The organism is Alloprevotella sp. Lung230, from assembly GCF_014385435.1.
Taxonomy (GTDB): domain Bacteria; phylum Bacteroidota; class Bacteroidia; order Bacteroidales; family Bacteroidaceae; genus Alloprevotella.
On record NZ_JACSUD010000003.1, the window covers coordinates 25,541 to 38,141 of the forward strand.

At 53.9% G+C, this 12,601-nt stretch carries 10 protein-coding genes; 1 reads left to right on the forward strand and 9 read right to left on the reverse strand.

The window, feature by feature from the left end; genetic code table 11:
* Positions 1-55 precede the first annotated feature (55 nt).
* From H8527_RS03025 to H8527_RS03040, 4 genes are all read right to left on the reverse strand, one after another.
* Positions 56-670: an IMP cyclohydrolase gene (locus H8527_RS03025; protein WP_187545490.1), complete on the reverse strand. Its 615-nt coding sequence runs from the start codon at positions 668-670 to the stop codon at positions 56-58.
* A 451-nt stretch (positions 671-1,121) separates the two neighbouring features.
* Positions 1,122-1,460, reverse strand: a complete 339-nt coding sequence (locus tag H8527_RS03030; RefSeq protein ID WP_187545492.1) for a helix-turn-helix domain-containing protein — start codon at positions 1,458-1,460, stop codon at positions 1,122-1,124.
* Between the two features lie 3 nt (positions 1,461-1,463).
* Entirely contained in the window at positions 1,464-1,802 is a 339-nt protein-coding gene (locus tag H8527_RS03035; protein ID WP_370539220.1) for a type II toxin-antitoxin system RelE/ParE family toxin, read from the reverse strand.
* 100 nt (positions 1,803-1,902) lie between these two features.
* Positions 1,903-3,540: a DUF438 domain-containing protein gene (locus H8527_RS03040; RefSeq protein WP_187545495.1), complete on the reverse strand. Its 1,638-nt coding sequence runs from the start codon at positions 3,538-3,540 to the stop codon at positions 1,903-1,905.
* Between the two features lie 259 nt (positions 3,541-3,799).
* On the opposite strand from H8527_RS03040, the gene H8527_RS03045 reads away from it, so the two are divergent.
* Entirely contained in the window at positions 3,800-5,674 is a 1,875-nt protein-coding gene (locus tag H8527_RS03045; protein WP_255498500.1) for an SLC13 family permease, read from the forward strand.
* A 268-nt stretch (positions 5,675-5,942) separates the two neighbouring features.
* On the opposite strand, the gene H8527_RS03050 is transcribed toward H8527_RS03045, so the two are convergent.
* The 5 genes from H8527_RS03050 to H8527_RS03070 form a co-directional block, all read right to left on the reverse strand.
* Positions 5,943-6,293 (reverse strand): hypothetical protein, encoded by a 351-nt coding sequence (locus H8527_RS03050; protein WP_187545496.1) that lies wholly within the window; start codon positions 6,291-6,293, stop codon positions 5,943-5,945.
* 155 nt (positions 6,294-6,448) lie between these two features.
* The gene (gene ahpF / locus H8527_RS03055; protein WP_187545498.1) at positions 6,449-8,008 is read right to left on the reverse strand and encodes an alkyl hydroperoxide reductase subunit F; all 1,560 of its coding nucleotides are present in this window, start codon (positions 8,006-8,008) and stop codon (positions 6,449-6,451) included.
* A gap of 90 nt (positions 8,009-8,098) precedes the next feature.
* Positions 8,099-8,665: an alkyl hydroperoxide reductase subunit C gene (gene ahpC / locus H8527_RS03060; RefSeq protein WP_187545499.1), complete on the reverse strand. Its 567-nt coding sequence runs from the start codon at positions 8,663-8,665 to the stop codon at positions 8,099-8,101.
* Positions 8,666-8,707: 42 nt separating this feature from the next.
* Positions 8,708-9,295 carry a superoxide dismutase gene (locus H8527_RS03065; RefSeq protein ID WP_187545501.1) on the reverse strand — a complete coding sequence of 196 codons (588 nt, stop codon included), beginning with the start codon at positions 9,293-9,295 and terminating at the stop codon, positions 8,708-8,710.
* A 240-nt stretch (positions 9,296-9,535) separates the two neighbouring features.
* Entirely contained in the window at positions 9,536-12,430 is a 2,895-nt protein-coding gene (locus H8527_RS03070; protein WP_187545502.1) for a hypothetical protein, read from the reverse strand.
* Positions 12,431-12,601: the final 171 nt, after the last annotated feature.

Here is a 12,601-nt window from a genome sequence, read left to right on the forward strand (position 1 = left end):
AGTTGATGATGTTGAGAGGGAGGAGGATGTGCTGCCCGCAGGCAGGTGTGTGCCTTTATTTTTCCGAAGCGGCAAACCACTCGTGGATAGCTGTGTCGTAGTGGCTGGAAGTGGCAAAGGCACGAGTGGCAAACCAGCGGCGCTGTTCGAGGGAGGTGACGGCACCTTGTTTGTTCACGATGTCGAGCAGAGGCTGATATTCGGCTTTGGAAGGCACGATGACCACATCGTTGAAGTTTTTGGCCGCTGCACGGATGAGGGAGATGCCGCCGATGTCGATTTTTTCGATGATGTCGGCACTGCTTGCCCCATCGGCTACGGTTTGCTCAAAGGGATAGAGGTCTACCACCACGAGGTCGATGGCCGGAATGTCGTATTGTGCCATTTGCTCACGGTCGCTCTCCAAATCTCGACGCCCGAGGATGCCGCCGAACACCTTGGGGTGGAGCGTCTTGACGCGTCCGCCGAGGATGGAGGGGTAGGTGGTGAGGTCTTCTACCTTTTGGCAGGGTAGGCCCAGACTGACGATGAAGTCGTGGGTGCCGCCGGTGGAGAGAAAGGCCACGCCTTGGGCATGAAGTGCGCGGAGGAGGGGTTCGAGTCCGTCCTTGTGAAACACAGAGATGAGCGCCGTTTTGAGGGTGCGCTGTGTGGTGGATGTATTTGCCATGATGAGAAGATACTATAGATGCGGCAAAATTACAACAAAGTTTTGAATTGCAGGGCGTTTGCGTACCGAAAATATAAGTAGGCGTTCAAAATTAATCGTAATTATCTTAGTCGTGGGATGTTCGTTTTACAGACGTTTTCTCGCCACGGCATTGCTCAAAACTCATCCTTCGTTTTGGCACTGCCCGTTTGACTAAACGAAAACGTTCTTTACTTTGATACCATCTTTGCCCCCTTTTCCGTCATCTCGCCTTTGTTCATCCCTCGTGTAGCTCGCCACTCCTTCTTCACAAAGACGACCTGGCGAGAAAATGAAACAAATCCAGTATCCATTAATTCTGAACACCTACTTAGAATAGAGCGTTTTTTCCGTTTCGGCTCAGGAAGGCCCGAAAAAAGAGGAGGACGGGGCGTCCTCCTCTTGGGGTGTACGGGTGTCGTGTGCCGTGGGGCTACCACAAGGCGACCTTGCCGCCGATGCCCAAATCGAGGGTGGCGGTGGAGATACCGAGGGCCTTGAACACGCGGCTCATCGTGGGGATGGTGATGCTGTAGCCGCGCTCCAGGCGGGAAATCTGGGCTTTCTTCACGCCCACCCGCTCTCCCAGTTGCTCTTGGGTGAGATTTTGCAGCAGGCGCGCTTTTTTGATGGCTTCGCCGATGTGGTAGGCGTGGACGGCTTCGGCCACTTTGCGTTCGTGCTCGTCGCGTTCGGGAGTGCCTACCTTGCCTATCAGTTCGTCTTTTACCTCCTCGAAGGAGTAGAGTTTCATATTGCCAATTTGTTCCATATCTTATCCTTTTTTGAGTTCAAAATATCTTCTCATGATGGCTTCCGCTTTTGCAATCTCTTTGGAAGGTGTCTTCTGAGTTTTCTTGATGATGCCGTGCGTGGCGACAATCCAAGCTCTCCGATCTGTGTCCCAAAAGGCAAACAGGCGATAGGCAATTCCATTATAGAGTGTGCGAAACTCCCAGATTTCAGAGTTTTCCAACTTCTTGAAGAGTTCGCTGTTTTTCTCCCCATCAGCCACTCGGTCGATGTTGTACAATATCTTTTTATAGGCGGAGGGGGAGAGCGATGCCAAGAAGGATTTGGCCTCCTCCAATAATGCGAGTTGAAACATAGCCATCATAATTACTTTTTAGGTTCTGCCCTGCAAAGGTAAGCAAAAGTTTTGTAAACACGAAACTCTGAGGCGGTTTCAGCGCAGCTCAACAGCGGCAGGGAATTTATTCCTTGCGCAGGTCGGCGATGATGCGTTGCAGCCCCGCGACGAGGCGGTCGAAGGCCACGCCCGAACGGTCGCTCACGGCCTGCAAGTCGGCCTTCTTAGCCATCAGTTTGCCGAAAGGCGTTTTGAGCATGGCGAAGAGGGGAGAGATTTCCGTCATCCGATTTCGCAATTCCGGATAGCGCTCGAAGAGGGCGCTAAGCTTTGTGGTAGGGGTGAGCGCCTCAGGGTCGTCCGCCGCCTTGGTGGGGGTGTTTTCTACCTCAGAGGTAGTTTTTTTTACCTCAGAGGTAGAATTTTTTATCTCAGAGGTAGAATTTTCTACGTCTGAGGTAGATGAAGCGGCCTCTGTGGCGGGGGCTTCGGTGGGGATGCCTTCGTCGTCGGCCCACTTGAGGAGTGTCCGCGAACCCTCGAAGGCACGGATGCGCGTGCAGTCCTGCATCATTTCGAGCACACCGCGGAAGCGACCGGCCTTGTCGCGCACGGCCACGTAGATGATGTAGAGGAACACCTCGGGCTTGTTGATCCAAAACTCGGCCTTGTCTTGCTCTCCCGAACGGAGTTTGTCGATGACCTCGCGCACCACGTGGGCGCTCTTGCGCGGATGGCAGTTCATCACCTCGCGCCCGATGACGTTTTTGGAACGTGGGAAAATGCGGTGGTCGGTGTCGGAATAGAAGCACACGAGTTCGTTTTCATCGACAAAGGAGATGTCGATGGGCAGGTGCTGGTAGATGAGATTGATCTGTTCGAGCGTGAGGCGGCCGGTGGTCACATCGAGCAGAGCGTCTTGTGCCGGTGCGGCGTAGCCATACTTCGAGAGCAGCCCTTGGAGTTCGGCGGCAAAGCCCTCGCCGGCGGGTGCTGTCGCAGGGGAGGCGGAGGCGTGGGACACGGTGGGAGCATCGACCGTGATGAAGGCAAAACCAATCTCGCGGTCGCCCTCCTTCATGTCCTCAAATTCGGCGGGCGAAATCATGGCCAGCGAGGTGGGATAGAGGATGGTTTCCTCCTTCTCCATGAGGTCGCGCCCGTAGTAGATGAGGTCTTGACACTTGGCGATGAAGGCCGCTTCGTCCGCTTGGTCGAGGAGGGCGCGGGCGTCGCGGATGAGGTCGCGCACCATGTCGTCGAACGTCCACATCGTGGTGGTGGGGCGGTCGAAACCCTTGCGCTCTAGCACGGGGTAGAGCTGATTTTGCTTACGGGCGTAGTGGATGGGATATTGGCGAAGGCGGTCGAAGAGCGCGAGCCACTGATTTTTGATGACGGGATACTGCACGAGGTCTTCCACCTCAAGGAGGAGGCTGCGGAAGGCATCGTTTTCGGCATAGTAGTGCGTGATCGGGTGGTCGGCCGGCAGGTCGGGGCGCGAGGTGTCCATGAAGCCTTCAAAAAGTTTGATTTTCTGCGCCATGTTCTCACGGATGCACTCATCGTCGGTGTGTTCCGTCATGGTTTGCTCAATGAAGGCGAGGTGGTAGGGGCGGATGCTGCCCACGCGTTGGGCAATCTCTTTGCGTCCGTCTTCGAGGGAGATGCGGCCTTCGACAAATCGGGTTTCGATGTCGAGGAGGGCAGCCATTTTGTCGAGATCCACCTGCGGGAGGTGGGCTTTCATGTTGGGAGTCATAAAGGAGTCGTTTTTGGGAGAATGATGAAATGAAGAGAGGCAGATGGAGCCGCTCTTGGTTTGATGTTGGCAAATTTACGGCCTTTTGCGGTGGCGACAAAATGTTCCGTCATTCTTTTACGTTTTGCTAAGCCTCATTTGCAAAATCTTCCTATTTCGTTTGGTGGTTTCGTGACAAAATTTTACTTTTGCGGTGGCGACTGTACAGGGAAACCGCCGACTTTGAAAAACTCATTACTCACCTTTCTCTACCTCTACCATGAACAACCTGCACGACCTGATGAACAACACGCCTGCAGTGCTCACCATCATCATCTTTTTGGCCACCATCGTAGCCTTTGTGTTCTCCAAAATCCGTAGCGACATTGTGGCGCTCTGCTGTATGGCATCGCTTTTGGCTTTCGGCATCGTCACGCCCAAAGATGCGTTGGCGGGATTTAGCAATTCGAGCGTGGTCATCATGTTGGCGCTTTTCATCGTGGGCGGTGCCGTGTTTCAGACCGGACTGGCCAAAACCGTTTCGCGCAAACTCCTGCGCATGGCCGGCACGAGCGAAACCAAACTCTTCTTTCTCGTGATGGGCGTCACCTCCTTTGTCGCCGCCTTCGTTTCCAACACCGGAACGGTGGCGCTCCTCCTGCCCATCATTCTGGCCATGGCCAAAAGTGCCAAGATTTCCCCCTCCAAACTCATGATGCCGCTCGCTTTCGCCTCGAGCATGGGCGGTATGTTCACCCTCATCGGTACGCCGCCCAACCTCATTGTCGACGGCTACCTGCGCGACCACGGACTCGGCGGCTTCGGATTTTTCGACTTCACGGGGATCGGTGCGGCCTGCTTCGTGGTCGGACTGGTGATGCTCTACATTTTGAGTCGTGTCTTCATGAACAAAAAGTCGCGGCAGAAAGAGAACGATGATGAAGGACGCGACCTCCTCGCCCTCCTCAACGAGTACGAACTCGACCAACTCATCTTCAAACTCCAAATCGGCGACAACTCCCCCATGGTGGGTAAGACACCGCAGGAGCTCGACCTCCACCGCCGCTTCGGCATCACCCTCCTCGAAGAGCGCCACCACAACAAGCTCCTCGGCAGTGTGGTGCAGCAAACCGTCCGCGCCAACACCGTTTTCGATGTCGGCGATGTGCTCTACGCCCTCGGCACACGCGAACACATCAACGAGCTCGTGCAGATTTTCAACCTCACCCTCTTTGCCGAAGAGATGCGCGAAGACCACGCCAAACTCGACTTCTACGACCTCGGACTTTCCGAAATCCTCATCAGTCCCGAAAGCAAACTCATCAACCAAACGATTGAAGATGCGGGTTTCCGACAGCGCAACAACGTGAATGTCCTCGCCATCAAGCGCGCCGGACGCTGCATCAGCGACGAAATGCAGCAGCAAACCATCCATTCGGGCGACATGATGCTGGTGCACGGCGCGTGGAACGACATCAAAAAGATGAAAACCAACCTGCGCGAATGGATCATCATCGGCGACCCGGCCGAAGAACTCGAAAACGTGGCGCTCGACCACAAAGCCCCCCTCGCCGCCGGCATTATGATAGCCATGGTGGCACTCATGGTCTTTGCCGACCAAATCGGCATTCCGCCCGTCACTACCGTTATCGTGGCCGGACTGCTCATGGTGTTGCTAGGGTGCGTGCGTTCGGTCGATACGGCCTACAAAATGATAGGTTGGGAGTCGATAGTCCTCATTGCCGCCATGATGTCGATGAGCACGGCGCTCTCCTCCACCGGCATTTCCGACTTCATCGCCACCGAAGTGGTCACCGGACTGAAAGCCCACGGCCCTTGGGCGGTGCTCGTCGGGGTCTATGTCGTCACCTCCCTGCTCTCCACCTTCATTTCCAATTCGGCAACGGCCATTCTCGTTGCCCCCATCGCTTGGAGCGCCGCCACACAGCTCGGCGTGTCGCCCACACCCTTCATGATGGCAGCGGCCATTGCGGCTTCTGCAGTCTTTGCCCTGCCCATCTCCACCCCTCCGAATGCGATGGTGATGAACGCCGGACACTACACCTTCATGGACTACGTCAAAGTCGGCGTACCCCTCCAAATCGCTATGGGCATCGTGGCCGTGCTCGTCATTCCCCTCTTTTTCCCCTTCTAAGGCAGAGGTCCTGTTTGCACCGAATGGATTTTTGTCTTCTTAGAATAGCGTTCTGCTTTCTCTGAGCGGAAATCCCCTTTCTCCCACCCAAATGCAACGCAAATCCCCACTTTGACCAGCTGGTCAGGGTGGGGATTTGCGTTGTGTGAGAAGCGAGCGATTAGAGCACACCGCGTATGCGGCCGTCGAAGAAAGAGAAAGAGGAGACATTATAGCCTCCTCTTTTTTTGTAAAACTATCCCAATCAAGACTGGGGTAGGTTGCTTGATTATTTTTGTCTGTGAAGAACAAAACCATCACCAGTCAGTTTATCTCCTTCGATTTTTGCAGAGTTGGTGACCATTTTATTTGTTTCTTTGTCTAATGACGTGAGACGAACCACCGGCGGTTGGTACTCATAAGTGCCGCTGTTCTTGTCATGCCCTTTGTAATTGCCATCCTGATAAACGTAGTCATAGGTGAAGGTCTTCTCTGCAAACTTGATAGTATGAGTTCCATTCTTTTCACCCACCCAGACAGTTCCGTTCAGCGTGTTTGTTTTTTCTTCATCGCTTGAACATCCGCTCATCGTAAATGCCATTCCCATGAGGGCAACAGCAGAAAGTAATAAATGTTTCATTGTTTTTGAAGTGTTTGTAATTACGCGAAATTCACGTTTGTTATAATTGTCTCGCCTGCAAAAATACTCATTATTTTCCTAAGAAGCAAGTTTTTCTATCTTGGAAATAAATAGATTTTTCTATCTCTTGGGAAAAATATCTTTGAACTCTGGATTTAGAGCACACCGCGCATGCGGTCGTCGAAAGCAGAGAGTGCGGCTTTGGCACCTTCGCCCATGGCAATGACAATCTGCTTGTAGGGCACGGTCGAAACATCGCCGGCGGCATAGACTCCTGCAACGCTGGTGCGGCAGGTAGCATCGACGGGAATTTCGCGGCGAGGCGAAAGTTCCAGTTCGTCGGCCACCAAATCACTGTTGGGCGCAAGGCCGATTTGCACAAACACACCGTCGAAGTCATACTGCTGTTCGACATCGGTCGTGCGGTCTTTCACGCTGAGGCCGGTGAGTTGGCTGCCGTTGCCGTGAATGGCTGTGGTCTGCGCGTTGGTGTGGATGTCGAGGTTGGGGAGCGACTTGGCCTTTTCGATCAACACGTTGTCGGCACGGAGGGTGTCGGCAAACTCAAACACGGTGACGTGGGAGCAGATGCCGGCGAGGTCGATGGCCGCCTCCATACCCGAGTTGCCGCCGCCGATGACCGCCACCTTGCGACCCTTGTAGAAGGGACCGTCGCAGTGCTGGCAGAAGTGGATGCCGTGGCCGATGTAGGTGTCTTCGTGCTCCAGATTGAGCCGACGCCATTTGGCACCGGTAGCGATGATGACCGCTGGCGCGATGAAGGTTTCGCCCCCTTTGGCCGTGATGCGCTTTTCCTTGCCTTTGAGGCTCACGCTGCTGATGCTGCGGTTGGCAAACACCGCGATGGGATAGGCCTCCAAGTGGCTGAGGAGATCGGCCGAAAGTTGGCGGCCGGTGGTTTGCGGCACCGAAATGAGGTTTTCAATACCCTGCGTTTCGTTCACTTGACCACCGATGCGCTCGGCCACGATGGCCACGTTGAGACCTTTGCGTGCGGAGTAGACCGCAGCCGAAGTTCCGGCAGGGCCGCCGCCCACGACCACCACGTCAAAGCGGTGCTCCACGGCTTCGGCCTCGGGCAGTTCGTGGCTGCCGGCCTTTTCTTCCAGTTTGTCGAGCAGCATACCGAGGTCGCCGCGGCCGATGTGGATTTGCTCATCGCCGAGGAACACCGCAGGCACGCCTTGGAGTTTGAGAGCATCCACCTCGTCTTGGAAAAGTCCGCCGTCCACCATCTCGTGACGAATGCCGGGATTGATCAGCGCCATGACATTGAGCGCCTGCACCACATCGGGACAGTTCGTGCAGGTGAGCGACACGTAGGTGCGAAGGTCGAGCGGGGTTTTGAGGGCGGCGATGCGGCGGCTGAGCGCGGCATCGGGGAGGTTCTTGCCCTGTCCGTCGGCATTGAGCACAGCGAGCAGGAGCGAGGTAAACTCATGGCCGTTGGGGATGCCGCGGAAGTGGATGCCGGTAGGCTCGCCTTCGCGCAGCACACTGAATCCGAAGGGGGCATCGGCTTCGGAGCGGGTCTTGAGACTCAACTGTTCGGAGCAGCCCACCAAGTCGTTGAGAAACTCGGTGAGTTCAGCCTGGCTGCCATGGTTTCCGTTGTCCGTGAGGAGGAAAGAAATGCGGGTTTTCAACGAGGCAAACACCGTTTTTACCTGTTGCAGAATATCTTTGTCAAGCATAATGTTTTGCGTTTAAAGGGGAACAGAAAGCGAAAAAGACGAGACCGCAGCCTCGCCTTTTTCATTGTCATATCTATGTTCCGTAAGGGTTTAGAGCTTGCCGACGAGGTCGATGCTGGGCTTGAGGGTTTCCTGGCCTTGCTTCCATTTTGCGGGACAAACTTCGCCGTCGTGAGTGGCTACAAACTGAGCAGCTTGTACCTTGCGCACGAGTTCGTCGGCGTTACGGCCGATGCTGTTGTCCTGGATTTCAGCCACCTTGATTTGACCTTCGGGATTGACGAGGAACGTGCCGCGATAGGCCATACCTTCTTCTTCAATGTACACGCCGAAGCCTTTAGCGAGCGTGCCGAGGGGATCGGCGAGCATGGTGTATTGAATCTTCTTGATGCTGTCGGAAGCGTCGTGCCATGCCTTGTGCACGAAGTGCGTGTCGCAGCTCACAGAGAACACCTCAACGCCCATCGCTTTGAGTTCGTCGTACTTTTCAGCGAGGTCCACGAGCTCGGTGGGGCAAACAAAGGTGAAGTCGGCAGGATAGAAGAAGAAGAGCGCCCATTTGCCCTTGATGTCTTCGCTGCTTACAGTTTTGAATTCGCCGTTTTGGAAGGCTTGTACCTTAAATTCGGGTACTTGTGCATTGATGATAGATTGCATATCAGTAGGATTTGTTAGATGATTATTTTTGATAACTAATGATTATTTCAAGCGGCTTTCCACGACCTTCCAGTCAATGATGTCCCACACGGCGGCCACGTGGTCGACACGGCGGTTTTGGAAGTCGAGATAGTAAGCGTGTTCCCAAACGTCCACGCCCAACAAGGGGTTGAGGCCGTTGCGGAGGGGGTTGTCGCCGTTAGGCTCTTTGGTGATGACGAGTTTGCCGTCTTGATCCTGCGAAAGCCAAGCCCAGCCCGAACCGAAGAGGGTGGCAGCGGCTTGTCCGAACTGCTTTTTGAACTCTTCAAAGCTGCCGAAAGCGGCGTTGATGGCGTCGGCCACCTTGCCGGCAGGAGCGTTGTCGGCTGCGGGCGCCATGAATTGGAGGAAGTAGAGGCTGTGGTTGAGCACCTGTCCGGCGTTGTTGTAGGTAGGGCCGAGGGGAGCAGTCTTCACCACTTCTTCCAGACTCTTGTCTGCCAATTCGGTACCTTCAATCAAACTGTTGGTGGTGTTCACGTAGTTTTGCAAGTGCTTGCCGTAGTGGAAATTGACGGTTTGCTCGCTGATGACGGGTTCCAACGCATTGGCTGCGTAAGGAAGCGTAGGCATATTGATTTTGCTCATGGCTTTAGTTGTATGGAGTTAGAGTTTGAATGGATTGTTATGTCTATGTTGGGGTTGCCCCCTGAATGGGAAGGTTTGTTCCTCATTCACGGTGCAAAGGTACGCCTTCATTTTATTCCTACCAACAGAAAACTTCTATCTCTCTATTGAAGAAATCTATACTGTATGATAACCTGTTGTAATATAAGATGTTAGATGCAAGCCGACTTCTTGAAAAGAGATATTCTATAAACGTTCCCGCTACCGTTTCTTCGGTTGCAGATTGAATTTATAGATGGCGTGCAACATGAAGTAGGAAGGGATGACGTTGTGGTAGGTTTCAGTGCGGCCTTGTGCATTGACTGTGCGTGTCACGTTAGAAAGCTCGTGCAGCAGGTCGAAACCATCGAGAGCAAAAGTCAGATTTCCGTGCAGAATGCTGCGCTCAAGGCGAAGGTTCCAAATGAGGTGGTTGGTGTTGAGCTGCGTGTCGGTGTAGCCTCGCCGACTGAATACGGTGAAATCCGTGTTCAGCCCCACCTTACCCGGCAATGGGAGGCGTGCAGTCAGTCCGTAACTGTAGTCCCACGCGCTGATCTCTTTGAAGTCGCTGCGTCGGCCGGTCATGCGATTGTAACTGCCTTGCACTTTTGCTCCCAAGTGCCAACCGTGTTGCGAATAGTTGAATGAAAGCCGTTCGCGGAGATAAAAACTGCCGATGGTGCTCAACTCATGTGTGGTACTGCCGACCACGTTGGCCATATCGACATTGTGGTCGTAAGAGAAAGAGGACTGATTGCTCCAATCGAAAGCCTTGTTGACACCAAACTGCCCATTGGTGCTGAAAGTGCCGTCGGTGTGCCAGTTGCCGTTCACATTGACCGGGCGCGTCACATAGCCTCCCGTGGCAGGATTGTAGGTGCGTTCTGTGGCCAGCGCGTTGGAAGTACGTTGGTAGGACAACTTCAAGTCGTAGAGTTTCCTTTCCTTCTTCAGCGTGTACATTGTGAACGAAAGGTTTTGCGTGGTGCTTGGCTCTAAATGGGCGTTTCCCCTTTGGATGTAGAGCGGATTGGCACTGTCCTCCAATTCGAGGGCATAGACCAAGTCGGGCATTGCGCGTGACAGCGAGTAGTTGAGGATGAACACGTGGCTGATCTCTCCTTTCAGAAACTGTTGGTGAAGATAGACCTGCGGAGAAAACAGCGGCTGCATTCGATTTCGGTCGAAATGCTGCCCGACTTTATCGAACAACAGATGATCCAGTTCCCAACGCAACGGAAGTTGGAGGGCTATCGTAGTGCGGTTTTGATGCTTCGTGCGGTATTCCAAGCGCAGACTCACCTGATGCCGCCTTTGCCACAAGCGCGAGTGCCCGCTGTTGGGCGCGTCGAGCGCCTGCATCATGTCGGCCGTTGCCGAGGGAAGCATGCCCGGCGCGAAGTCGGTGTCGGCACTCCATCCCGCAAGCCGGTCGAGGCGGTAGAAGTTGGTGTTGGCATCACGATAGTCTTGTGAATATTTGTAGCTCAAGGTCGGCCAAAACGTGCCAAAAGGCATTAAATAAGATGCCTCCGTGTTGAAGTTGTAATGATGGAAGGGAGCGTTGCGATAGCGGTTGCGGAAATCGTTCGTTCCACTTCCCGCACCGAGATATTCCAAACGATAGTGGTCGAACGTCTGAGCACGATGTCGGTCGTAAACTCCTGAGAAATCAAAAGAGAAGAAGTCGCTCACCCCGAACTGCTTAAAAGGACGCCAACGTAACTGATAGGGGGCACTCAAGCGCCAATTCTCGCCATTGCCGCGCATCAACGAATAGCGGCGGTTGCGTGCCAACTGCTGCAGACGCGTGCTGCCCGGACGGAACAGCTCGTCGAGCACCTCTCCGTTGGGCACCAGCTCAAACGGATTGACGCCCACCTCGCCGGCACGTTGTGTGGCGTCGTTGGTGTTTTTGTCGTAGTTGAAACTGATTTGCCCCGATTGTCGCATCGCTTTCTTCAGAGAAAATCGATGGCTCGTGTTGAACCACGTCGTGTGGTTGTTCGCTTCCGAACGACTGAGCGAGAAGGAGCGCTGAGTGGGCAGAAAACTCTCATGGTTGTGGGTGGTGAGCATGTAGTTGTCGGTGTGTGTCACGTCCACATTGCTCGTCCATTCAAACGTCTTGGGGCGATTTTCGTAGTTGTATTCCGCTCCGGCCGTTTGGCTCGTTTGCAAGCCCTGCGGCAGATAGGACGGCGCCCACTCGCCCTTTGCTCCCGGGCGCCGTGTGTCGTTGGTGTTGTTGAGATTGCCGAAAATGGCCAAGCGCGACAAGTCTGAAAACCGCAGCGCAAACAGTCGCGCCAAGTACTTGTCTTTCGTGCCGCGCGCAGCCTCTGCATTGGCAATCCAGCCGATGGAGTATTGCCGCTTGAGATTGACGTCCATCACCAGCGGCCGCTCTATTTCCTTCAGACCCGTCATCTCCTCAAAGTCGCTTTGTTGCTCGTAGACCTTGACTTTGTTGACCATATAGGCCGGCAGGTTTTCCAACGCAATTTTGGGGTCGCCGCGGAAGAAGTCCCTACCATTGACCAGCAGACTGCTCACCCGCTTGCCGTTCACCGTAATTACGCCGCTCTCATTGAGTTGTGCCCCCGGCAGTTGCTCGATCAGCGCATCAAGCATCGAGCCTTGCGAAAGTTGGAAGGCGTCGGCGTTGTAAACGAGCGTGTCGCCTTTCATCACCATTTTGATTTTCGTGGCTCTCACCACGGCCTCTCCCAGCTTTTGCTCCTTGGGACGTTTGCGCATGAGGACTTTTTGAGGAATGGTCACAAAATGATTGCTGCGACCGCTCAACTTTATGGTAATGGGGAAGTAGAGCGGGAAATAATTGGGGTGCTGGAGACGAAGGAGGTAGTTGCCTTCCTTGGGGATCTTACAGGAATAGAGCGAAGCAGTGCGTACATTGTCATCAATGTTGTATGCCCATCTTCCGGAGAATAAGAACACCGAATCGGGAGAAAGCACATCAACAGTGCCGTCTTCAATTATCGCGCCTGTAAAAGCGTCGGCGATAAAACCGTATACCGTGATGGAATCCTTTTGCGAAAAAATCGGCAAAGAGAAGAGTAATCCAAGGAGAAAGAGTGTGAAATGTTTCATGATCGATATTGGATTTAAGAGCTTCGAGCCAAAAGACTTAGCGTCCGCTTCGTTTCGTGTGTAGGATGGTACGTGGTGTTTGTTCCCTCGGCAGTTGTGTTTTCTCTGAAGCAAAGATAAGTATTTTTCTCCTGTTTTTCAAGCAGGGCGGTGCTTTTTTGTGCTTTTAAG